We start from the raw sequence: 23,103 nt of genomic DNA, 5'->3' as shown, positions 1-23,103 counted from the left end.
ACGCTCGTTTTTTTGATACCATTGTTTTGTAAAACGAATACATAAATCATGGTTGGAATTAAGGAGAGTGTCAGTGAGCGCGATTTATAATTTCTGTGCAGGTCCGGCAATGTTACCGACGGCGGTAATGAAAAAAGCACAACAGGAATTACTCGATTGGAATGGGCAAGGGGTTTCCGTGATGGAAATCAGCCACCGAAGTAAAGAGTTCATCGCGCTGACCAAGCAAGCCGAGGCCGATTTACGCGAGCTGATGCAGATCCCGGCAAATTACCATGTGCTCTTTATGCATGGTGGTGGCCGTGGGCAGTTCTCCGCTGTTGTGAATAATTTTTTAGGTGATAATGGCAGAGCCCTGTATTTGGTCAGTGGCCAATGGTCATCCGCCGCCTTAACCGAGGCACAAAAGCTTGCCGGCGAAGCGCAGATTGATAGTCTGAATATCGTTGAAAAACACAATGGACTCAACGAAGTCGTCTTACCTGAATTACATAAAATCGATGCCGATTATCGCTATGTTCACTATTGCCCTAATGAGACAGTCGATGGTATCGAAATTTTTGATGAATTAGATTCACCTTGGCCGATTGTCGCCGATTTATCATCAACCATCATGTCCCGTGAAATTGATGTCAGTCGCTATGCTGTGATCTATGCTGGCGCACAAAAGAACATAGGCCCATCGGGCCTGTCTATCGTGATAGTTCGCGATGATATGTTAACTCTGCCGAGTTTAGTGCAGTCATCCATCATGGACTATCGTTTAGCCGTTGAGCATGATTCTATGTTCAACACGCCACCCACCTTCGCGTGGTACCTCGCCGCAGAAGTGTTTGCTTGGCTCAAATCCATTGGCGGCATTGCGAGTATTGCAAAAATTAATCAACAGAAAGCACAGATGCTGTACCAATGTATCGACAATAACCGTTTTTATCGCAACGGCGTCGTGGCGTCCAATCGTTCGCAAATGAACGTCACCTTCCAACTTGCCGATGAAGCACTCGATGGTGAGTTCCTCAAACAAGCGCAAGCCGCGGGACTGGTGGCCCTAAAGGGTCATCGCATCGTCGGTGGTATGCGCGCCAGTCTCTACAATGCGATGCCACTCGAAGGGGTTGAGGCATTAGTCAAGTTTATGAATGAGTTTGCCGCCCAGCATAGCTAGGCAGAGATATTCTCATGTTAAGGCGACTTACTTTTAAGGTAAGAAACCTGTGGTTAGAAGACGACTAGTCAGTAGAAGAGAGGAAGCGAATGCTGTAATGGCATTCGCTTTTTTAATGGCGGCCACATAGTTAATGGCTGTTACATAGTTAAAATAGTTACGTAGTTAATAACAGCTCAATAAAAAAACGCGCCGAAGCGCGTTTTAGAGAATTAACTGCTATTAAAGCAGTGTTATCAATATCAACTAGAAGTTGGCAGTGCGTGGTGCACGTGGGAACGGGATCACATCACGAATGTTGTTAACGCCCGTCACGTAGGATACTAAACGCTCAAACCCTAGACCAAAACCTGCGTGTGGCACTGTGCCGTAACGGCGCAGATCACGGTACCACCAGTAATCTTCTTTGTTCAGATCCATTTCGGCTAAACGCATATCCAGCACATCTAATCGCTCTTCACGTTGTGAACCACCGATGATTTCGCCAATGCCTGGCGCTAACACGTCCATCGCGGCAACGGTTTTACCGTCATCGTTTAAGCGCATGTAGAAGGCCTTGATATCCTTTGGATAGTTCTTAACAACTACAGGGGCTTTGAAGTGTTCTTCGGCTAAATAACGCTCGTGCTCAGAGGATAAATCGATACCCCAAGACACGGGGAACTCGAACTCACGGCCACAGTTTTGCAGGATCTCAACTGCATCTGTGTAATCCACTTGGGCAAAATCGCTCGACACAAAAGATTGCAGACGCTCGATAACTGTTTTATCCACATGTTGGGCGAAGAATTGTAAATCGTCCATACGTTCGGTTAATACGGCATTGAAGGCATATTTCAACATGGCTTCGGCAAGGCCAGCAATGTCGCTTAAGGTCGCAAAGGCGACTTCGGGTTCAACCATCCAAAATTCCGCTAAGTGGCGGCTGGTGTTTGAGTTTTCTGCACGGAATGTTGGGCCAAAGGTATAAATTTTTGACAGTGCACAGGCATAGGTTTCGCCGTTTAGCTGACCCGATACGGTGAGGAAGGCTTCTTTACCGAAGAAATCCTTATCGTAATCGACTTTGCCTTCACTGGTGCGGGGCAGGTTTTCCATATCTAAGGTCGATACGCGGAACATTTCACCGGCACCTTCGCAATCCGATGCAGTGATCAGCGGAGTCGATACCCAAATAAAGCCTTCTTCGTGGTAGAAGCGGTGAATGGCTTGGGATAAACAGTTACGCACACGGGCAACGGCACCAATAATGTTAGTGCGTGGGCGCAGGTGAGCGAGTTCACGAAGGTGCTCAATCGAATGACGCTTAGCGGCCATTGGGTATGTGTCTGGATCATCGACCCAACCAGCGACTTCAAGTTCAGTCACTTGCAGTTCAAATGCTTGGCCTGCACCCGGGGATTCAACGATATCGCCCGTCATCACGACAGAGCAACCCGCAGTCAGCTTTAACACTTCGTTGTCGTAATTTTCTAAGCTATTTGGCACGACACCTTGAATAGGATTAAAGCAGGAACCGTCATAGACAGCCAAAAAAGAGATGCCGGCTTTAGAATCACGACGGGTTCTTACCCAGCCACGCACTGTGACTTTAGAACCGACCGCGTGCTCACCTTTAAATACAGAAGCGACAGATGCAATGCTCATTGTTGCTTAGTTCTCCAACGAAACGTTTTATATGAAAATTTTGGAGGTTTATATTACCTTGCTGGTGGCTTTTCTCAAGCTGAAAAAGGTATCCTGAGGTTAATATTGCTAATATTTAACGATATAGCGGGTGAAACGAAGGGAGGCGATATGAGTAAAGTCAGAACATTTCAAATTATCCTCGCAACTTTATCCATTTTGGGTTGGGCCTTGGCCGTTTATGCGTTGTTAGTCTTTGGTGAGGCGAGGCCCGATCGCGAGGTTGGGGCCTATTTGAGCCGTGGGGCGACCTTCAGGATTTTTTGGGATCCGTATCGAACCCAATTGTTGCAATATTTAATTTGGGCCTGTGGGGGGATCAGCTTGATCAGTTTGGCGTTTAATTACTATGTTGCCCACCACAGCAAACTCGGTTATTGGTTTAATATTCCCTTGCTGTTGTTAACGTCACTGGTCGCGGGGTTATACGTGCACTTTGTGATCTAGCGAGCATATCGTCGCTAAATTGCCGCCAAATCAAGCTAAATTATATCTTCGGGAATGCTTAAGTGCCGACAGAGGTGATCGATAATTGCAGCCGTTGCGCCCCAGATAAAACGTTGTTGGTAGGGGATAAAATGCACACAGTAGTAACGGCCTTGGCGTAAAAAGCGTTTTTGGTGGCGATTGCCCGGCGCAATAAAAAAGCTTAAGGGCACAGTAAAGCAATCGGCCACCTCACCGGGATCGAGCTTAAATTCAAAAGTCTGTTTAATAATGCCAACCACTGGGGTGATTTCAAATCCCGTAAAGGTGTTGTGGGCCGGAAAGGTACCAATCACATCCACATTCTGCCTTAATAGGCCAATTTCCTCCTCTGCCTCCCGCAGGGCTGCAGCGATAGCATCTGGATCATTTGGCTCAATTTTACCACCGGGAAAACTGATTTGCCCTGGATGGGCCCTTAGGTGCATGGGTCTCTGGGTCAAAATCAGATTCAGCTCACCGTTAATGTCTAGCAGGGGGATAAGCACTGCGGCCTTACGCAAACCAAGGTGAGGGAGGGCCGCCGGATCCTGCGCGGCTAAAGGATGCAGATTAAATCTGAGTCTAAATTCAGCTTGATCCATGGGTGTTCCGCTGTGTGATTGCTCTCTCTCTGCTGGGCTGGTTACTCGGCGTCAAGCAAAGGTAAAATTCGGCTAACTTTATCGAAGCTTTCCTGATACTCGGCATCCACTTCGGAATCCGCCACTATACCACCGCCCGCCCAACAATAGAGTTTACCCCGTTCGGCAACGATAGTGCGAATGGTAATACTGGTATCCATCTGGCCATCTTGACTGATATAGCCCATGGAACCACAGTACAAACTTCTGCGGGACGGTTCCAATTCTTCAATAATTTCCATGGCACGGATCTTGGGGGCACCGGTAATCGAACCACCCGGAAAGGCGGCGCGCAATAAATCGCAGGCGCTGTATTTTGGGGAGAGTGTTGCCGTTACTGTACTGACTAAATGGTGAACCGCAGGAAAACTTTCAATCTCAAACAGATGGGGTACCCGTACTGAACCTGCCGTGGCGACTTTGCCGATATCGTTTCGCAGTAAATCGACAATCATGACATTCTCGGCGCGATCCTTTGGCGAATTTGCCAAGGTATTGGCGGCCTTAGCATCGAGCAGGGGATCGGCATGGCGCGGTAATGTGCCCTTAATGGGTTTAGTTTGAATCTTATCCCCGCGTAGCTGAATAAAGCGCTCGGGTGAAATGGATAAAATGGCATTATGTGGTAACCGCATAAAAGCAGAGAAAGGCGCCTGATTGGCACTGCGCAGCTTGCAATAGGCCATCCATTCATCGCCTTTATACTCAGCTTCAAAACGCTGCGTTAAATTAATTTGATAGCAGTCGCCGCTGTGCAGATATGTCTGTACTCGATTGAATTTTGACGTGTACTGCGCTTTAGTGAGCTGTGCCGACCAAGGGCTAGTGAGACAAAATTCAGTATGCTTTGTTGTTATCGCGATTTTTGCTTCAATTTTTTTCAATTGAGTTTCGAGCGTAACTTCACCCAAATAATGCACTAAATGCCAGCATTGTTGTTGATAATCAAAGATCAGCGCCCAGTCATAGAAGCCGATATTCATCTCGGGTAGATGCATATCCTCCATAGCGATAGAGGAGATAGCTTCGATCCGGCGGCCTAAATCGTAGCTAAAACTGCCCATGGCGCCACCACTAAAGGGGAATTCGCTGGTAAAAGATTCTGGATACCAATGGGTTAATAGAGCATTGACTAAGGCAAAGGGATCATCGGTGGCATCGATCCCCGCAGGCAAATCTAGGTGTGGTAGAACTCGCTGGATATCACTTCGATCACCTTTGGTCACTAAGGTAGCGATGGGATTGGCGCAAATAATATCGAATCGAGCGTCCTGATGCGGTGCATTTGCCGAGTCTAATAGGATTGCCCAATTGTCAGCGGAGAAGTGTTGAAAGACTGCCGCAGTGCTTAATGTCCAGTCAAGTTGGCGTGATGCAAGCTGTTTTGACGCCCTAATTGCCATCGATTAACCCTATCTAAAATGTGATGTAGCCCAAAAAGATGGGAAAGAGTATCATATTGGCCCAGAAAGAATTAACAAAAAAACAAGTAAGGCCACATAGGCTGCTGGAGCGCTCCTACTATGTCATCTCACGATAAAACCTCTGAAAACACTGTGATTAAACAAGCCGACTTTATTGAAAGTGTGGCCGATGCCCTGCAATACATTTCCTACTACCACCCGAAGGATTTTGTCGATGCCATGAGCCAAGCGTATGAGCGTGAGCAAAGTGCGGCGGCGAAGGATGCGATTGCACAAATTCTGATTAACTCGCGCATGTCTGCCGAAGGTAAACGTCCACTGTGCCAAGATACTGGTATCGTGACCACTTTCGTGAAAGTGGGTATGGGGGTTCAGTGGGACAAAACCGATATGACCATTCAGCAAATGGTCGATGAGGGTGTGCGTCGCGCTTATACCAATCCAGATAACCCGCTGCGCGCATCGATTGTGGCCGATCCTGCGGGTAGCCGTAAAAATACCAAAGATAACACCCCGTCTGTGGTGCATATCGACATGGTGCCAGGCAACCATATCGAAGTCGCGATTGCGGCCAAGGGCGGCGGGAGTGAAAACAAAGCTAAAATGGTGATGTTAAATCCATCGGATGATATCGCCGCTTGGGTAGAAAAAACGCTGCCAACCATGGGCGCGGGCTGGTGTCCACCGGGTATGCTCGGCATTGGTATTGGTGGCACCGCCGAAAAAGCGGCCGTATTAGCCAAAGAAGCGCTGATGGAAAGCGTGGATATCCATGAACTAATGGCGCGCGGGGCCGAAACGACAGAAGAAAAGTTACGTTTAGATATTTTCGAGCGCGCTAATAACCTAGGGATAGGCGCACAAGGTCTGGGCGGTTTAACCACAGTATTAGATGTGAAAATCAAGTCAGCACCGACCCATGCGGCGTCCAAACCTGTGGTGATGATCCCGAACTGTGCGGCCACTCGCCACGTACACTTCCATTTAGATGGCACAGGTCCTGCGGATTTAGCGCCGCCATCACTGGCCGATTGGCCAGAAATTACCCGTGAAGTGGGTGATGATGTGCGTCGTGTAAATTTAGACACTGTCACTCAAGCGGATATCGAGCAGTGGCAGAGCGGCGAAACGATTCTGCTCAGCGGTAAAATGCTCACCGGCCGTGATGCGGCCCATAAGCGCATCCAAAGTCTGATTGAAAGCGGTGAAGGCTTACCAGAAGGTGTTGATTTTACCGGTAAGTTTATCTACTACGTGGGTCCAGTTGATCCTGTAGGTGATGAAGTGGTGGGACCTGCTGGCCCAACCACTGCGACCCGTATGGATAAATTCACCGATCTTATGCTCGATAAGACGGGTCTGATGGGCATGATTGGTAAGGCTGAGCGTGGTCCTGCGACCGTTGAATCGATCAAAAAACACAAAGCTGTGTATCTGATGGCGGTGGGCGGCGCAGCATATCTGGTGTCTAAAGCGATTAAACATTCTCGCGTGGTAGCCTTTGCCGATTTAGGCATGGAAGCGATTTACGAGTTTGACGTACAGGATATGCCTGTGACAGTTGCGGTGGATTCAAACGGCGTGAATGCCCATGAAACCGGCCCTGCGATTTGGAAAGTGAATATCGCCAACGCTAAAGCCTAGTTGATTTAGGCGATGTTATTAGATTGAGTCAGAGGCTTGGTCGTCTCTACCTTGTCTCTGGTTCGCGTGACAATTGGCTGGTAAAGGGTTAGGCAGCTAGCCACAGACAATTTGTCACAAAAAAATACGCTCAGGTGTGCCTTTTGGCTTGCTTGAGCGTTTTTGTTTCGCTAGTGTGGCAAGCTTATCTTCGAAGATACGATCGTGTTTAACAATTCGTTCGGTGGTAAGTACCGAATGTTTTTAACAAAAGATGGACATAACAATGAAAATAGCTCCTCTCCTATTGGCGCTTAGCGCCGCAGGTTTGGCGTATTCTGCCCACGGGGCCGAATCAACGCCTTTTACAGTGCAACAACTGGTTAAACTCAACAAACTGCATTCGGCAACTGTGTCCCACGATGGCACTAAGCTGGTCTACGGCCTTAAAACCGTCAATGACAAGGGAGAGGCGAGTTCCGATTTATATTTATTAGATCTGACTCAAACGAACGCAACCGCACTGCAACTGACATCAGCCACGGGTACAGAGCATGATGTGAGTTTTGCCAGCGATGATAAATCGATTTATTTCCTCGCCAGTCGCAGCGGCTCGAGCCAACTGTTCCAATTGCCATTAACGGGCGGTGAAGCGCAGCAAGTTTCTGATCTGCCGCTGGATATCGATGGTTACAAACTCTCAAACGATGGCAAGCAAATTGTGCTCAGCATGCGCGTTTTCCCCGAGTGTAAGGATTTAGCCTGCTCAAAGGATAAATTTGCCGCCGAGTCTGAGCGTAAATCGACAGGGCGCGAATACAAGCAGTTAATGGTGCGCCACTGGGATACTTGGGAAGATCATGCCCGTAGCCATTTATTTGTGGGCGCTTTAAACGATGAGAAGTTGACCAAAGTGGTGGACATCACCCAAGGACTCGACACTGAAACGCCGCCAAAACCTTTCTCTGGCATGGAAGAAATCACCTTCACTCCAGACGGCAAATTCGTGGTTTATAGCGCAAAGGCGCCAAGTAAAGACCAAGCCTGGACCACAAACTATGATTTGTGGCAAGTGCCTGTCACGGGCGGCTCTGCCACTAACTTAACTGCCGATAACATTGCCTGGGATGCGCAGCCAACGTTCTCGAGTGATGGTCGCTACATGGCTTATTTGGCGATGACTAAACCCGGCTTTGAAGCCGACCGCTACCGCATTATGCTGCGCGATACCAGTACGGGCCAGTCAAAGGAAGTGGCGCCGCTGTGGGACAGAAGCCCAAGCTCGCTGATGTTTGCGCCGGATAATCGCACTCTGTACGTGACGGCACAGGACATTGGCCAAGTATCTATTTTCAAAGTGAATACTCAGTTTGGCGATGTGCAGTCGGTCTATAGTGATGGCAGCAACAGCCTGATCGCGATTGCCGATGATCAACTGATCTTCGACAACAAAACCTTAGTTGAGCCGGGCGATCTCTATAGCATCACCACAGATGGTCAAGGTCTAAAGCGTTTGACCGAAGTGAACAAAGACAAGCTAGCCGAGATCAAGTTCGGTAAGTTTGAGCAGTTTAGCTATAAGGGTTGGAATAACGAAGACGTTTACGGCTATTGGATCAAACCCGCCAACTACCAAGAAGGCAAAAAATACCCGATTGCCTACTTAGTGCATGGTGGGCCGCAGGGCTCCTTTGGTAATGCCTTTAGCGGTCGTTGGAATGCCCAGTTATGGGCGGGTGCGGGTTATGGCGTAGTCATGGTCGACTTCCACGGTTCTACCGGTTACGGCCAAGCCTTTACCGATTCTATTAGCCAAGATTGGGGCGGTAAGCCATTAGAAGACTTACAAAAAGGTCTGGCGGCTGTGAGTCAGCAACAAAAATGGCTCGATCCACAGAGAGCCTGTGCACTCGGTGGCTCCTACGGCGGCTACATGATGAACTGGATCCAAGGCAACTGGAACGATGGCTTTAAGTGCCTAGTCAACCACGCGGGCCTGTTCGATATGCGCTCCATGTACTATGTGACCGAAGAAGTGTGGTTCCCAGAGCATGAGTTTGGCGGCACTTACTCAGATAACAAAGCCTTATATGAGAAGTTTAACCCAGTAAACTATGTGGAAAACTGGAAAACGCCTATGCTGGTTATCCATGGCGAGAAGGATTTCCGTGTACCTTATGGTCAAGGGCTAGCCTCATTCAGTTATATGCAGCGCAAGGGGATCCCCTCTGAGCTGCTGATTTTCCCCGATGAAAATCACTGGATCTTAAAGCCAGAAAACCTAGAACAGTGGTATGCCAATGTGTTCCGTTGGATGGACAGCTGGACCAAAAAGTAATCGAGGATGATGGACTGAATACGCTAGGTATTCAGTCTACTTATCTTATTGCGAAAGCCAGAACTGTGTTCTGGCTTTTTAACTGTAGGCGTTTCTTTGCAGGCAGTTAACAAAGGATACACATCAAGGAATGAAGATGCTGATCAGAGCGGCGACTACAACAGATATTGAGGCGATAAGTGCCTTAATCACGCACTTAACTCAAGCCTATATTGCGCCCACTTGCACAGATGTTGGTGCAGAAACCTTAGTCAAAGCCATGTCGATTGAAGCGTTGACGCGCTATTTTGCCGAAGGTTATCAATATTATGTGGCGTTAAATGCAGTGGCAGAACTCGCGGGCGTGGTGGGGATCAAAGATAACAGTCATTTATATCACCTTTTTGTAGCAGATCATGCCAAAGGAGAAGGCCTGTCACGTCAACTGTGGGAACACGCCAAAGTGCAGTGTTTAGCCAAGGGGAATCCCGGAACTTTTACCGTCAACTCGGCGGTGAATGCGCTGCCTGTCTATCAGCACTTTGGCTTTGTGCCGCTCGGGGATATACGTGAGCGTGGTGGGATCCGCGATATTCCGATGCAGTTGGTGCTTTAATCCATACATGGCAATGTTTAACCATAGAACGAAAAGTAGAGGAAATATGGCAAATCTAACGTTTTACCCAATCGGCATCGCTGGCGAAAAATGGGGCGAGGTTGAAAAAACCGCTTGGCTTGCGAGTACCCAAATTAAACGCTCCTATCAGGACGATGTCGTGACGCCCCTTAAGGCGATAGAGCCCGCACTAGCGGCATTAGGGTTGAGCATAGTGCAATATGGCGCTTTATCGATTGATCCCGCACGTTATCCCTTGTTTGCGGTCAAATCCGCGGCTTTCGATCCACAAAAGATCACCGTATTAGTCACCGGCGGCGTACACGGCTATGAAACCAGTGGCGTGCATGGGGCTTTGGCGTTTTTAGCGGATAAGGCGGCTCAGTATGTTGAGCGCGTCAATCTGGTGGTCGCCGTATGCGTGAGCCCCTGGGGCTATGAGACCATTAATCGTTGGAATCCAAAGGCTATCGATCCAAACCGCTCATTCTATGCCAATAGTCCGGCAGAAGAGTCGGCAGCCCTGATGGCACTCGTGGCAAGCGTCCCGCAAGGTTTTGATGTGCATGTGGATTTGCACGAAACAACCGACTCAGATGAGCAGGAGTTTCGTCCGGCCTTAGCCGCACGTGATGGCAAAGCGTTTATCCCAGGCACAATTCCAGATGGTTTTTATGCCGTAGGTGATACTGAAAATCCACAGGATGCGTTCCAAAAGGCGATTATCGATGGCGTCAGTAAAGTCACTCATATTGCGCCTGCCGATGAAAAGGGCGAGATCATTGGCTCGACTGTGGTGCAGCACGGGGTGATTAACTATCCGCTTAAGTCATTAGGACTTTGCAGCAGCGTGACGGGTTGTATTTATAACACCACCACTGAAGTGTACCCCGATAGCCCATCGGCCACGCCAGCGGAATGTAACTTAGCGCAGGTGGCGGCGATCACCAGCGCCATAGATTATGTGCTCGCACTGCGTTAGTCGCTGTGTACGCGACTATATCAATCGCAGTTAATCACTATTGTTTACGCAATAAAAAGCCCTCATTCGAGGGCTTTCGTTTATGTAGCACGAGTCGTTTCGCTAGGCGATAGCCTAGTTGTTGTCACTATAGTCACGGCCATAATAGCTATCGAGCAGCAGTTGTTTTAACTCGTTAATCAAGGGGTAACGTGGGTTAGCTCCTGTGCATTGATCATCGAAGGCATCTTCGGCTACTTCATCTAACTTGGCGAGAAAGTCGGCTTCGTTGACGCCGGCTTCTTGGATAGAAGCAGGAATGCCCAGCGTCTTCTTGAGTTGCTCGATTTTTTCCAACAATTTCTCGACTTTTTCTTCATCCGTTTTTCCGCCTAACTGTAAATGATCTGCGATGGCAGCGTAACGACAGAGGGCTTTTGGCCTGTCATATTGGCTAAAGGCCGCTTGTTTTGTAGGTAGATCCGTTGCATTAAAACGGATCACGTTACTGATCAGTAGCGCATTCGCTAAACCATGGGCAAGGTGGAACTCGGCCCCCAGTTTATGCGCCATTGAGTGGCAGATCCCGAGGAAGGCATTGGCAAAGGCAATACCGGCTATGGTGGCACCATTGTGGACTTTTTCGCGGGCGACAGGTGACTGTGAGCCCAAGTTATAGGCATCGGGTAGATATTTGCACAGTAAATCGAGGGCTTGTAGTGCTTGACCATCGCTGTATTCGTTAGCCATCACGCTGACATAGGCTTCCAGTGCGTGGGTCACCGCATCTATGCCACCAAAGGCCGTGAGGGATTTAGGCATATTCATCACCAGATTCGGGTCAACAATCGCCATATTAGGGGTGAGTTGGTAATCGGAAATCGGGTATTTCTTGCCCGTTTGTTCATCGGTCACTACGGCAAAAGGGGTCACCTCAGAGCCTGTCCCCGAGGTGGTTGGGATGGCCACCATCATGGCTTTCGCCCCCATTTTAGGGAACTTATAGATACGTTTACGGATATCCATAAAGCGCAGTGCTAAGTCGGCAAAATCGACATCGGGATGCTCGTACATCACCCAAATAATCTTAGCCGCATCCATGGGGGAGCCACCGCCGAGGGCAATGATCACGTCGGGTTTGAAACTTTGGGCGATTTTAGCGCCCTGGCGAACAATGGCTAAGGTGGGGTCGGCTTCAACGTCATAGAAAATTTCGGTTTCAAGGCCCTGAGCCTTCAAAATGCGAATGGTTTCATCGCAATAACCTTGGTTGAATAAAAATCTATCTGTGACGATAAGTGCGCGTTTTTTATCGCTTAATTCCTCTAGTGCTATGGGGAGGCTGCCGCGGCGGAAGTAAATGGATGATGGAAGTTTATGCCACAGCATATTTTCGGCCCTCTTAGCGACGGTTTTTTTATTGATCAAATGACTCGGTCCGACGTTTTCTGAAATCGAGTTTCCGCCCCAAGAGCCGCAACCTAAGGTGAGCGAGGGTGCCAATTTAAAGTTATAGAGATCGCCAATCCCCCCTTGGGAAGCGGGAGTGTTAATTAAGATCCGCGCGGTTTTCATTCTAAAACCGAAGGTTTTCACCCGCTCGGTTTGGGTATCTTGGTCGGTGTAAAGCCCAGAGGTATGGCCAATGCCGCCAAGCGCCACTAAGGCTTCTGCCTTATCGACAGCCTCATTAAAATCTGCGGCGCGGTACATGCCGAGTAACGGCGAGAGTTTTTCGTGGGCAAAGGCTTCGGCTTCGGTGATTTCTGTGACTTCACCAATTAACACTTTGGTCCAATGGGGGACTTCAAATCCCGCCATTTGGGCGATCGTTGCCGCGCTTTGGCCAACGATATCGGCATTTAAGCCGCCATTTTTTAAGATCACTTGCTGCATTGCCGCCGTTTGAGCCGCCGACAGTATATAGCCGCCGTGGCTGGCAAAACGCTCTTTAACTTGCTCATAGATACTGTCGACCACGATCACTGCTTGTTCAGAGGCACACACCACGCCGTTATCGAAGGTTTTTGACATAAGAATCGAGCTGACCGCGCGCTTAATATCGGCGGTTTCATCAATCACAATGGGGGTATTTCCCGCGCCCACACCAATGGCGGGTTTACCCGAAGAATAGGCGGCTTTTACCATGCCAGGGCCACCCGTGGCGAGGATAAGATTCACTTTAGGGTGCGTCATTAACTGATTGGAAAGTGCGACACTGGGCTCATCAATCCAGCCGATAATATCCTTGGGCGCCCCCGCAGCGACGGCGGCATCGAGCACTAATTTGGCTGCCGTTGTGGTAGAGGTTTTTGCCCTTGGGTGGGGAGAGAAAATAATTGCATTGCGGGTTTTAAGGCTGATCAGCGCCTTAAAAATCGCCGTCGATGTGGGATTTGTGGTGGGGACTATGCCACAAATAATGCCCACAGGTTCGGCGATAGTGATAGTGCCGAAGGTGAGATCCTCCGATAAAATACCGCAGGTTTTCTCATCTTTATATTTGTTATAAATATATTCCGAGGCAAAGTGGTTTTTGATGACCTTGTCTTCGATAATTCCCATGCGGGTTTCACTGGCAGCCATTTTGGCTAGGGAGATCCGCGCATCGGCGGCGGCGAGGGCGGCCGCCCGGAATATGGCATCGACTCGTGCCTGGCTAAAGGTTGCATATTCGGCCTGTGCTTTGGCGACACGCTCGACCATCAGGTCCAGTTCTTGTGCATTGGTCACTAACATGGTTAACACTCCTAAAAAGATTTAGAGAATGATTCGATTCGCTAAATATTCTTTATGGTAGAAAATTACACTTAATAGCGGGATTAAAGTGTGATAATCCCATCAAATTTGGGCTTTTGTGTAATAAAACTACAGTAAAAAGGATCTGTTTTTATTGCCTAGACTCGAGAGAGGCACTGGGTGTGGGGAGTAAATATTATTTAAACTTGTGATTAAACCTTAAAAATCTCATTTTTCAGTCATCTGTGCTTGAGATACTATAACTTGCCCTTAAGCTTACTTTGATGAAATTGGCGTGACACGCACATAAGGATCGCAACTTGGAGTTAACACTTTACGTTAAATTTTTTCTCGGCCTCGTTGCCATTATCAATCCCATCGGTTTATTGCCCGTTTTTGTGAGCTTAACGAGCCATCAAACCGAGGCAGAGCGGAATCATACCGGGAAAGTGGCTAACTTTGCGGTGGTCATTATCTTGTTGGTGACCATAGTGGCGGGACAGCATATTTTGAATATGTTTAGCATTTCACTGTCCGCTTTTAGGATCGCCGGTGGCAGTTTGATTGCGATTATTGCCATGTCTATGTTGCAGGGTAAACTGGGCGAAGTGAAACGCAACCAAGAGGAAGATCGCGAGTCGTCGGCGATGGAATCCGTTGCCGTGGTGCCGCTTGCGTTGCCTTTAATGGCGGGTCCTGGTGCTATCAGTTCGGTGATAGTGTTTGCCGCAGAACATAATACCTTGTCTAATATCATCGCGATGTTTATCACTGTGATCGTGTTTGGTTTAGTGAGTTTTGGCCTCTTTAGAATGGCCTCCATCATCTATAAAATCCTCGGTAAAACGGGGATTAACGTCATTACCCGTCTGATGGGATTACTGATGTTATCCATAGGTATTGAAGTCATAGCCGCGGGTGTGAAGGGGCTATTCCCGCAACTCTTTAGTTAACCGAAATACCGTTTAGAAAGCGCATTGGATTGACTCTACTGCGCTTTTTTTCTTTTTATTGGCGGATTTTTTGATGAAAAACAATATCTGCACTGCTTTTTACCTCCTGTGGAGGATTTATCACAGAACTCTCACCACAGAAAAAGATTAATATACTGTTTTTAAAATAAATTTAAATTTTAATCCCCTTAAGCTGCAAAATCGTCCTAAGGTGGATCTTATGCTATATATAGAGGATCTTAAATTTAGTTTATAAGGATATCCCTATGAAATGGCAATGGATTGGCAATCTTAGCTTGAAACAGAAGCTACTTATGATTGTGTTGCCTCCGCTATTTGCGTGTTTTTTGTATGGAGCACTCTTCCTAGTTGAAAAGTATGAGTATCGTCAAGATTTAAACGTGGTCGTTCAGCTCAGTGAACTGGCGGTCACAAACAGTAACTTAGTCCATGAATTACAAAAAGAGCGCGGTATGAGTGCCGGCTTTATTAGTTCTGCGGGCAAAGCCTTCGCGGGCAAAATACCCAGCCAAAGGCAATTGACGGATACACAGCTAAAGCTTTACCTCTCTTTCATTGATAACAGCACCTTACCCGAAATTTTTGCGCCAAAACTGCGGAAAATTAGTACTCAACTTGGGCAACTCCCAGAGATCCGCGCTAAGGTCGATAGTCTATCCATCAGCATGGCCGATGAGGTTGCCTACTATACCGGGCTTAACAAGCTGCTATTAGCCGTAGTCGATGAAACCGCCAAAACGGGTGCCAATCAAGAAATTGCGATTAAAGCCGCGGCCTTTAGTGCTTACTTACAGATGAAGGAGCGGGCGGGCATTGAACGGGCGGTACTCAGCTCAACCTTTGGCCAAGCGGGATTCAAACCTAAAATTTATGCCAAATTTATCACCTTAGTCTCCGAGCAAAATAGCTACTTAGAGCGCTTTCAAGCCCTAGCAACCCCAGCATTAGTCGAGGCGATCGAACGTATTCAAAACTCTAACGAAGTGAGGGATGTAGAAGCACTTCGGCAAATCGCCCTTGACCAAGATATTCAAAAAATTCTGCAGCAAAACCCCGAAGATTGGTTTGCTAAGTCAACGGTTCGAATTGACCGTTTAAGGGATTTTGAGCAACAGATATCAACGGATTTACTGAACGTGACTCACGAACGGTTAGTCTTAGCCAATGAACATATGTTCTTTGTCCTCGTGACATTATGCGTTGTACTCGCCGTGGTATTGATGCTCAGTCTATCGGTGATCCGCTACCTACACGACAGTGTGCATCATCTCTATTCGACCGTGACTCAGGCCCGAAAACACTATGATCTCAGTGTTCGCTTAAGCCACACCAGTTCCGACGAATTTGGTGAGCTTGCCATTGCGTTTAATAGCATGATGGCTGATTTTGAAAACGTTATCCTGCAAGTTCGTGCCAGCGGCGCTAAATTACAACAGGCGGTCGAGCAAATGAACCTCTGTACCCACGCCATGGAACAGGACGTGATGGAAGGGCACAGTGAAGCGGAGCAGGTTGCATCGGCGATGACCGAAATGAGTGCAACCGTCGCCGAAATCGCCGCTAACGCGGTCCAGGCTTCTGAGGCCTCCAATGCTGCAAACAGCGAGGCAAAGGCGGGTAATCTCGAAGTCGGTCGCACCAGCAAAGCGATTAAGGAACTGGCGGATGATATTAATGGGGCATCCCAGGCGATAAATGAACTGGATAAAGAAATACACGGCATTGTGGTAGTGCTCGATGTGATCAGCAGTATTGCCGAGCAAACTAACCTACTGGCACTCAATGCCGCCATTGAAGCAGCTCGTGCAGGGGAAATGGGAAGGGGATTTGCCGTTGTTGCAGATGAAGTCAGAAGCTTGGCCCAGCGTTCGCAAACCTCAACAGCCGATATTAAAAACATGACCGACAGATTAAAATCGGGGGCGAGTATTGCCGTCAAGGCGATGGAGCGTGGACTGGCGCAGGCCCAAACCAGTGTGCAAGAGGCTGAACAAGCAGGTGTGGAACTGAAGCGCATTGTCGAACAGGTTGGCATTATTGACCGCATGAACGAACAAATTGCGACAGCAACCCATGAGCAATCCGCCGTCTCCGAAGATGTTAACCGTAATGCGTTGAAGATCAGTGAAATTTATCTGAATACCCAAAGGATTTCCGATGAATTACGCGAGCTTACTAAAGCGTTAACATTTGATGCTGAGCTTATGTCTAAAGAGGTGCATAAATTTACGGTGAATTAAAGGAAAGGTGATATGCCTTGTCTATTTAATCCGCGGATAAGGCCTATCGAGAGGGCGGTTTGATTAGCAATTGCGCAACCGCCTGAAATCGATTCTTTTTTACTTGACCACCTAAATGCTTTTGCGTACAGTACCGCTCCGTTAACGACAAAAGCCTCTCGGCAAGGCGATTGATTGACGTTAATGGATTAAAGGTAAAATTCACGTGAAAGATTAACCACGTAAACATAAATCAACAATCTGGTGAGGTGTCCGAGTGGCCGAAGGAGCACGCCTGGAAAGTGTGTATACGGTAACGTATCGAGGGTTCGACTCCCTCTCTCACCGCCAAATTAAAGCAAAGGGAATCAGTATCTTACTGGTTCCCTTTGTTGTTTTGGGACCATTTTGGGACCATTTCAGCGAATTCTAGTCCGCTTATGTCCGTATTAAAGCCCATCATTTCAGATATGCGACTTGCCATACGTTGCGAGTCTTTGGGGATCCACTTGCCGTAGTGCTTCTTGATCATGGTGGTATCACTATGACCAAGTTGCCGAGCAACCCATTCAAGCGGTACATAGTTGGATAGCAACTGACTAGCGAAGGTGTGGCGGCATTGGTTGGGCCCTCGGTGGCATAACTTGGTGCGCTTTAGAAGCCCTGTGAACCAGCGGCGCACAGAATGATCATACCAAGGCTCGCCGCTTTTACCGTTTAAGAACATCAAGCGAATACTTTCTTGTTTGCTGGTGATATTGTCCCGTTGCTGTACTGTGTACTCAACTGAGCCAAACATGATTGAATATTCCATTTGGCGCTTTTACAAGACCCAAAAGTACGATGACTCTGGTACGTTCACGTTCCTTAGTTCTCCGTCCCATCAATCCTTTTTTACAGCAAAATCAGCAGATTTTTACTCTTCAAATAACAGAGTGACTTAATAATTTAATGATAAAAATTCAGGGCTTGTATGGAATGAAAGCAAAGGTATTCTTCGGTTTTTAGTTCGGATGTATGAGAAAGCGATTTATAAAATCATCGCTCGGATTTTGATTGGGGGAGTCAGTGATATTCTGCTATGAGTCTATCGGTGTAGCCCCAATAAATATCGGAGCTACACCGATAAAGTCAGTCTATTTTTGACAAGACTTAAAGTACTTTCGCGATTGATTGGGCTAAGTAATCGACGTTGTCTTCACTGATCCCGGCGATGCTAATACGGCTCGAGCCTACCATGTAAATACTGAATTCCTTTTGCAGACGTGCAACTTGTTCTGGATTCACCCCGAGGAAAGAGAACATGCCTTTTTGACGGGCGATAAAGCTAAAGTCACGGTCTACGCCATTGGCTTTTAGCTTGTCCACTAAAATGGCACGGTTACCATTGATGCGATCGCGCATGACTTTTAATTCATCAAGCCATTCTTGTTTTAACTCTGCCGATCCTAAAATCGTTTCAACAATCGCGGCGCCGTGGGCCGGTGGCATAGAATAGAGGCAGCGAACCACATAAAGCAGTACCGATTGGGCGACATTGGCGGTATTGGCATCTTTGGCAATCACAGAGCAGGAACCGATACGCTCGCGGTACAGACCGAAATTTTTCGAACATGAGCTGCAGAGGATCATATTGTCGACCACTGCCGCCATTTGGCGCACGCCATAGGCATCGATATCAACACCATCACCAAAGCCTTGGTAGGCCATGTCAATCAGTGGGGTAAAGCCTTGCTCTTTTGTCAGGGCAACGACTTTATCCCATTGCGCTGTGGTGAAATCCATCCCGCTGGGGTTATGGCAACAGGCGTGGAATAACACTACATCGTCAGGGCTGACTTGTGATAGTGCAGCAAGCATTTCATCAAATTTCAATGATTTGCTATCGTAATCATAATACGGATAGGTCTTAACGGTAATCCCAGCAGCTTCGAATAATCCGGTGTGATTTGCCCATGTTGGGTCGCTCACCCATAACACTGCATTAGGGTTGCAGCGTTTGATAAAGTCACCGGCAACACGCAAAGCACCAGTACCACCTGGCGTTGAAACTGTGCGGATACGATCCGCGAGAATGGCACTGTGGCCAGCACCAAAGGCTAATTCCGTCATTAAAGTGTTAAATTGTGGCGAACCCGTTGGGCCGATATACACTTTGGTGGTTTCGGTATCGAGGCGGAATTTTTCGGCTTTTTTGACGCAGTTAAGGATCGGAGTTACGCCGGTAGGATCTTTATAAACCCCTACACCTAAATCCACTTTTTGTGGATGAGTGTCTTCGCGGTACTGAGTCAGCAAGCCAAGGATAGGATCTGCAGGCATTGCGGTAAGTTTATTAAACATAGCTCCATCTACCTTTCTGGTTGTATAGCAATCGTGATTTTCGGTTCAGATCTGCATTATTTATCGTTTGAGGCCTAGAATAGCGTGGAAAGGTAACGCTTTTAAAGTGAAAACTGTGATTAAACGCCTGTCAGCTTGGCAAAAAAGCCTGCCAAAAGTGCGATTAAATCATAAATTAACCCCATAAATTTTGCATTTTTGTTATTTTGGCACCGACTTAAGTAAATAAACCTACCAAAAAGGCATTTTTCTCGAAAAAACGGTTGAATCCTTAGCGACAATCGGTAATTTTATAACAACGAAGCACCAACAGGGCCCCAATCTCCTTTTATTTGTAATTTTAACTTGACGCGCCGTAGCGTGAAGTTGCCATTTTGCCTATTCAGTCTGCGTGATCGTGATGATGACGCCCTTATTGAGAAAGAAGATTTATTCATGAAGCAATTACGTCTTGAACCTGTTGTGCAAGTCCGCGGTGAAATCAATATTCCCGGCTCAAAAAGTATTTCCAATCGAGCCCTTTTATTGGCGACCTTAGCCCAAGGCACGACCACACTCACCAATCTGCTTGACTCAGATGATATTCGCCACATGCTGGCCTCCCTCAAGCAGTTAGGGGTTAAATTTCGTTTATCTGCCAATAACACTGTATGTGAATTAGAGGGGTTAGGCGGTGCTATTTCTGCGGCATCTGCACAGGAATTATTTTTAGGTAATGCGGGTACGGCAATGCGCCCACTCTGCGCAGCCTTAACTTTAGGCCAAGGTGAATTTACCTTGACGGGCGAGCCGCGTATGGAAGAGCGTCCGATTGGCGATTTAGTCGATGCCTTAAGGCAACTCGGTGCCAATATTGTTTACCTTAAAAATGACGGTTTTCCACCGCTGACGATTAATGCCACAGGCCTTAATGGCGGCGATGTTGAAATCGCAGGGGATTTATCGAGCCAGTTTTTAACGGCATTACTAATGGTGGCGCCGCTTGCTAAGGGCAGCGTGAATATCCATGTCAAAGGCGAGTTAGTCTCTAAGCCTTATATCGATATCACCATCGCCTTGATGGCGCAGTTCGGCGTTAACGTCATTAACCATGACTATGCGCGTTTTGAGATTGTTGCAGACCAGCGTTATATGTCACCGGGCAAAGTATTGGTAGAAGGCGATGCGTCATCGGCATCCTATTTCCTCGCCGCAGGGGCGATTAAGGGTGGCGAAGTCAAAGTCACGGGTGTTGGCCATTTGAGTATTCAAGGCGATGTAAAATTTGCTGGTGTGCTGGAGAAAATGGGCGCAGATATCGAATGGGGCGATGACTATATTATCGCCCGAGGCTCGCCATTAATGGCAGTCGATTTAGACATGAACCACATTCCCGATGCGGCAATGACCATTGCAACGGCCGCATTATTTGCTAAAGGCACGACGGTTATTCGCAATATCTACAATTGGCGCATTAAAGAGACAGATCGCTTAACAGCTATGGCGACCGAACTACGTAAAGTCGGCGCCGAGGTAGAAGAGGGTAACGATTACATTAAAATCACGCCACCCGCCGTCATACGTACGGCTGAAATTGATACCTATAACGATCACCGCATGGCCATGTGTTTTTCGCTGCTAGCATTCGCCGATTGCGGGATCACCATCAATGATCCTGATTGCACATCTAAGACATTTCCGGATTATTTTGTGCAATTTGCGAGTCTTCAACATTAGATTGCCAAGTTTTACTCAAGGCGTTTAGTTTCATCCTTCGAAGATGAAGCCGTATTCGTGCGGCTTCTAATCTTCATAAAAAATCCACGGATTTTATTTGCATATTGTTGTACAATGCGGCGCGCTCATTTTCGGGGCTCACTTGATGAACTCACGGATGATGATTATTTTTTGCGGAGGAATGTATGTCTGAACGGGCTCCTGTAGTCACAATCGACGGCCCAAGCGGTGCTGGTAAAGGAACAATAAGCCAATTATTGGCGCAGCATTTAGGTTGGCAACTACTTGATAGTGGCGCTATTTACCGAGTTCTTGCGCTTGCCGCAATTCATCACAATGTTGAATTGGAAAATGAAGAATCTGTCACACTGCTCGCGGCACACCTCGATGTGAAATTTTTAACGGGCAATGAGAAAGATCCAGTTCAAGTGATATTGGAAGGTGAAGATGTCACGAGTGCGATTCGCACCCAAGAGTGCTCCAATGCTGCATCTATCGTCGCAGCATACCCACGGGTCAGGGAAGCATTATTACGCCGTCAACGTGCCTTTAGAACGACACCCGGATTAATTGCCGATGGCCGCGATATGGGGACTGTGGTTTTCCCTACCGCACCGGCAAAATTATATTTAACTGCATCGGCAGAGGAGCGGGCTCAAAGACGCTATAATCAGTTGCAGGACAAGGGCTTCGATGTTAATATCGAGCGCCTTTTAAGTGAAATTATCGAACGTGATGAACGTGATATGAATCGTCCGGTGGCTCCTTTAGTCCCCGCCGAGGATGCGCTCGTTATCGATACTAGCGGAAAAGGCATCAACGAAGTGCTTGAGCTCGCGCTCAATCACATCAACCAAAAGTTATTCGGTGTTAACTAAATTTTCACTGGATAGGTATTCGTATTAAGGACGATACGGATAATTTGACTGACTCCACGTCCAGGACGGGCTGTGGTTTATTAAAGAAAGTAACCTAAACATGACTGAATCTTTTGCTGATCTATTTGAACAATCCCTTCAAACTCTGGAATTCCGTCCAGGTTCTATCGTTCGTGGTACTGTTGTTGCCATCGAAAACGGTATGGTACTGGTTGACGCAGGTCTGAAGTCTGAAAGCCCAATCCCAGCTGAACAATTCAAAAACGCACAAGGCGTTTTAGAAATCGCCGTTGGTGATGAAGTTGACGTAGCTCTTGACTCTGTTGAAGACGGCTTCGGTGAGACTCAACTGTCTCGCGAAAAAGCGAAACGTCATGAAGCTTGGATCGTTCTGGAAAAAGCTTATGAAGATGCTGAAACTGTAATCGGTATCATCAATGGTAAAGTGAAAGGCGGTTTCACTGTTGAATTAAACGGTATCCGTGCCTTCTTACCAGGTTCTCTAGTTGACGTGCGCCCAGTTCGCGACACCGCTCACTTAGAGTACAAAGAATTAGAATTCAAAGTTATCAAACTTGACCAGAAGCGTAACAACGTTGTTGTTTCTCGTCGTGCAGTTATCGAATCAGAAAGCAGCGCTGAGCGTGATGCACTGTTAGAAAACCTGCAAGAAGGTCAAGCAGTTAAAGGTATCGTTAAGAACCTGACTGACTACGGTGCATTCGTAGATTTAGGTGGTGTTGACGGTCTGCTACATATCACTGATATGGCGTGGAAACGTGTTAAACACCCATCTGAAATCGTCAATGTTGGCGACGAAATCAACGTTAAAGTGCTGAAGTATGACCGTGAGCGCACTCGTGTGTCTTTAGGTCTGAAACAACTTGGCGAAGATCCATGGTTAGAAATCAGCAAGCGCTACCCAGAAAACACTAAGTTAACTGGTCGCGTAACTAACCTGACTGACTACGGTTGCTTCGTAGAAATCGAAGAAGGCGTTGAAGGTCTGGTTCACGTTTCTGAAATGGATTGGACTAACAAGAACATTCACCCATCTAAAGTGGTTAACTTAGGTGACGAAGTTGAAGTTCTGGTTCTGGACATCGATGAAGAGCGTCGTCGTATTTCTCTAGGTCTGAAGCAATGTAAGACCAACCCATGGGATGACTTCGCAACTCGTTACAACAAAGGCGACAAGGTTTCTGGTAAGATCAAGTCAATCACTGACTTCGGTATCTTCATCGGTCTTGACGGCGGTATCGATGGTCTAGTTCACCTGTCTGACATTTCTTGGAACGGTACTGGCGAAGACGCAGTTTCTGAATACAAGAAA

General features: G+C 47.5%; 17 protein-coding genes and 1 tRNA gene. 12 read left to right on the top strand and 6 right to left on the bottom strand.

The window, feature by feature from the left end:
* Positions 1–73: 73 nt before the first annotated feature.
* Positions 74–1,165 carry a 3-phosphoserine/phosphohydroxythreonine transaminase gene (gene serC, locus COW15_RS07255; protein WP_293631327.1) on the top strand — a complete coding sequence of 364 codons (1,092 nt, stop codon included), beginning with the start codon at positions 74–76 and terminating at the stop codon, positions 1,163–1,165.
* 246 nt (positions 1,166–1,411) lie between these two features.
* On the opposite strand, the gene asnS is transcribed toward serC, so the two are convergent.
* The gene (asnS, locus tag COW15_RS07250) at positions 1,412–2,812 is read right to left on the bottom strand and encodes an asparagine--tRNA ligase (protein ID WP_293631325.1); all 1,401 of its coding nucleotides are present in this window, start codon (positions 2,810–2,812) and stop codon (positions 1,412–1,414) included.
* Between the two features lie 150 nt (positions 2,813–2,962).
* Between asnS and COW15_RS07245 the strand changes: the two genes are divergently transcribed.
* A complete protein-coding gene (locus tag COW15_RS07245) occupies positions 2,963–3,298 on the top strand; it encodes a hypothetical protein (protein ID WP_293631323.1) in 336 nt (111 codons plus the stop codon).
* Between the two features lie 35 nt (positions 3,299–3,333).
* Here COW15_RS07245 and COW15_RS07240 read toward each other — a convergent pair whose 3' ends face one another.
* Both COW15_RS07240 and pabB read right to left on the bottom strand, forming a co-directional pair.
* Entirely contained in the window at positions 3,334–3,921 is a 588-nt protein-coding gene (locus tag COW15_RS07240) for a CoA pyrophosphatase (RefSeq protein ID WP_293631322.1), read from the bottom strand.
* A gap of 41 nt (positions 3,922–3,962) precedes the next feature.
* The gene (gene pabB / locus COW15_RS07235) at positions 3,963–5,363 is read right to left on the bottom strand and encodes an aminodeoxychorismate synthase component I (protein ID WP_293631321.1); all 1,401 of its coding nucleotides are present in this window, start codon (positions 5,361–5,363) and stop codon (positions 3,963–3,965) included.
* 120 nt (positions 5,364–5,483) lie between these two features.
* On the opposite strand from pabB, the gene COW15_RS07230 reads away from it, so the two are divergent.
* The 4 genes from COW15_RS07230 to COW15_RS07215 all read left to right on the top strand — a co-directional run bounded on the left by COW15_RS07230 (position 5,484) and on the right by COW15_RS07215 (position 10,922).
* Complete coding sequence (locus COW15_RS07230) at positions 5,484–7,028, top strand: fumarate hydratase (RefSeq protein ID WP_293631320.1); 1,545 nt, start codon at positions 5,484–5,486, stop codon at positions 7,026–7,028.
* 265 nt (positions 7,029–7,293) lie between these two features.
* Positions 7,294–9,345 (top strand): S9 family peptidase, encoded by a 2,052-nt coding sequence (locus tag COW15_RS07225; RefSeq protein ID WP_293631318.1) that lies wholly within the window; start codon positions 7,294–7,296, stop codon positions 9,343–9,345.
* A 136-nt stretch (positions 9,346–9,481) separates the two neighbouring features.
* Positions 9,482–9,940 (top strand): GNAT family N-acetyltransferase, encoded by a 459-nt coding sequence (locus COW15_RS07220; protein ID WP_293631316.1) that lies wholly within the window; start codon positions 9,482–9,484, stop codon positions 9,938–9,940.
* A 46-nt stretch (positions 9,941–9,986) separates the two neighbouring features.
* The gene (locus tag COW15_RS07215) at positions 9,987–10,922 is read left to right on the top strand and encodes a M14 family metallocarboxypeptidase (RefSeq protein ID WP_293631315.1); all 936 of its coding nucleotides are present in this window, start codon (positions 9,987–9,989) and stop codon (positions 10,920–10,922) included.
* A gap of 114 nt (positions 10,923–11,036) precedes the next feature.
* Here the strand turns inward: COW15_RS07215 and adhE are convergent, their stop codons facing one another.
* Positions 11,037–13,640, bottom strand: a complete 2,604-nt coding sequence (gene adhE / locus COW15_RS07210; RefSeq protein WP_293631314.1) for a bifunctional acetaldehyde-CoA/alcohol dehydrogenase — start codon at positions 13,638–13,640, stop codon at positions 11,037–11,039.
* Between the two features lie 320 nt (positions 13,641–13,960).
* Between adhE and COW15_RS07205 the strand changes: the two genes are divergently transcribed.
* The 3 genes from COW15_RS07205 to COW15_RS07195 all read left to right on the top strand — a co-directional run bounded on the left by COW15_RS07205 (position 13,961) and on the right by COW15_RS07195 (position 17,184).
* The gene (locus COW15_RS07205; RefSeq protein ID WP_037458514.1) at positions 13,961–14,593 is read left to right on the top strand and encodes a YchE family NAAT transporter; all 633 of its coding nucleotides are present in this window, start codon (positions 13,961–13,963) and stop codon (positions 14,591–14,593) included.
* A gap of 266 nt (positions 14,594–14,859) precedes the next feature.
* Positions 14,860–16,854, top strand: a complete 1,995-nt coding sequence (locus COW15_RS07200; protein WP_293631312.1) for a methyl-accepting chemotaxis protein — start codon at positions 14,860–14,862, stop codon at positions 16,852–16,854.
* 242 nt (positions 16,855–17,096) lie between these two features.
* A tRNA-Ser gene (locus COW15_RS07195) sits at positions 17,097–17,184 on the top strand.
* Between the two features lie 25 nt (positions 17,185–17,209).
* Here the strand turns inward: COW15_RS07195 and COW15_RS07190 are convergent.
* Both COW15_RS07190 and COW15_RS07185 read right to left on the bottom strand, forming a co-directional pair.
* The gene (locus tag COW15_RS07190; protein WP_293631310.1) at positions 17,210–17,647 is read right to left on the bottom strand and encodes a tyrosine-type recombinase/integrase; all 438 of its coding nucleotides are present in this window, start codon (positions 17,645–17,647) and stop codon (positions 17,210–17,212) included.
* A gap of 338 nt (positions 17,648–17,985) precedes the next feature.
* The gene (locus tag COW15_RS07185; protein WP_293631308.1) at positions 17,986–19,176 is read right to left on the bottom strand and encodes an amino acid aminotransferase; all 1,191 of its coding nucleotides are present in this window, start codon (positions 19,174–19,176) and stop codon (positions 17,986–17,988) included.
* Between the two features lie 435 nt (positions 19,177–19,611).
* On the opposite strand from COW15_RS07185, the gene aroA reads away from it, so the two are divergent.
* The 3 genes from aroA to rpsA form a co-directional block, all read left to right on the top strand.
* Positions 19,612–20,892 carry a 3-phosphoshikimate 1-carboxyvinyltransferase gene (gene aroA, locus COW15_RS07180; protein ID WP_293631306.1) on the top strand — a complete coding sequence of 427 codons (1,281 nt, stop codon included), beginning with the start codon at positions 19,612–19,614 and terminating at the stop codon, positions 20,890–20,892.
* A gap of 185 nt (positions 20,893–21,077) precedes the next feature.
* Complete coding sequence (cmk, locus tag COW15_RS07175) at positions 21,078–21,770, top strand: (d)CMP kinase (RefSeq protein ID WP_293631304.1); 693 nt, start codon at positions 21,078–21,080, stop codon at positions 21,768–21,770.
* 100 nt (positions 21,771–21,870) lie between these two features.
* The coding region (rpsA, locus tag COW15_RS07170) for a 30S ribosomal protein S1 (RefSeq protein WP_293631302.1) at positions 21,871–23,103 on the top strand (1,233 nt) is incomplete at its 3' end.

Origin of the sequence: Shewanella sp. CG12_big_fil_rev_8_21_14_0_65_47_15 (assembly GCF_002783505.1) — a bacterium.
Lineage (GTDB): Bacteria > Pseudomonadota > Gammaproteobacteria > Enterobacterales > Shewanellaceae > Shewanella.
This window is presented reverse-complemented; position numbering and strand designations above follow the sequence as displayed.

What these genes read in the sequence shown, in the direction of transcription:
- asnS (WP_293631325.1), bottom strand. Translation starts at nt 2,812, where the DNA reads ATGAGCATTGCATCTGTCGCTTCTGTATTTAAAGGTGAGCACGCGGTC.
- COW15_RS07245 (WP_293631323.1), top strand. Translation starts at nt 2,963, where the DNA reads ATGAGTAAAGTCAGAACATTTCAAATTATCCTCGCAACTTTATCCATT.
- COW15_RS07240 (WP_293631322.1), bottom strand. Translation starts at nt 3,921, where the DNA reads ATGGATCAAGCTGAATTTAGACTCAGATTTAATCTGCATCCTTTAGCC.
- pabB (WP_293631321.1), bottom strand. Translation starts at nt 5,363, where the DNA reads ATGGCAATTAGGGCGTCAAAACAGCTTGCATCACGCCAACTTGACTGG.
- COW15_RS07230 (WP_293631320.1), top strand. Translation starts at nt 5,484, where the DNA reads ATGTCATCTCACGATAAAACCTCTGAAAACACTGTGATTAAACAAGCC.
- COW15_RS07225 (WP_293631318.1), top strand. Translation starts at nt 7,294, where the DNA reads ATGAAAATAGCTCCTCTCCTATTGGCGCTTAGCGCCGCAGGTTTGGCG.
- COW15_RS07220 (WP_293631316.1), top strand. Translation starts at nt 9,482, where the DNA reads ATGCTGATCAGAGCGGCGACTACAACAGATATTGAGGCGATAAGTGCC.
- COW15_RS07215 (WP_293631315.1), top strand. Translation starts at nt 9,987, where the DNA reads ATGGCAAATCTAACGTTTTACCCAATCGGCATCGCTGGCGAAAAATGG.
- adhE (WP_293631314.1), bottom strand. Translation starts at nt 13,640, where the DNA reads ATGTTAGTGACCAATGCACAAGAACTGGACCTGATGGTCGAGCGTGTC.
- COW15_RS07200 (WP_293631312.1), top strand. Translation starts at nt 14,860, where the DNA reads ATGAAATGGCAATGGATTGGCAATCTTAGCTTGAAACAGAAGCTACTT.
- COW15_RS07190 (WP_293631310.1), bottom strand. Translation starts at nt 17,647, where the DNA reads ATGGAATATTCAATCATGTTTGGCTCAGTTGAGTACACAGTACAGCAA.
- COW15_RS07185 (WP_293631308.1), bottom strand. Translation starts at nt 19,176, where the DNA reads ATGTTTAATAAACTTACCGCAATGCCTGCAGATCCTATCCTTGGCTTG.
- aroA (WP_293631306.1), top strand. Translation starts at nt 19,612, where the DNA reads ATGAAGCAATTACGTCTTGAACCTGTTGTGCAAGTCCGCGGTGAAATC.
- cmk (WP_293631304.1), top strand. Translation starts at nt 21,078, where the DNA reads ATGTCTGAACGGGCTCCTGTAGTCACAATCGACGGCCCAAGCGGTGCT.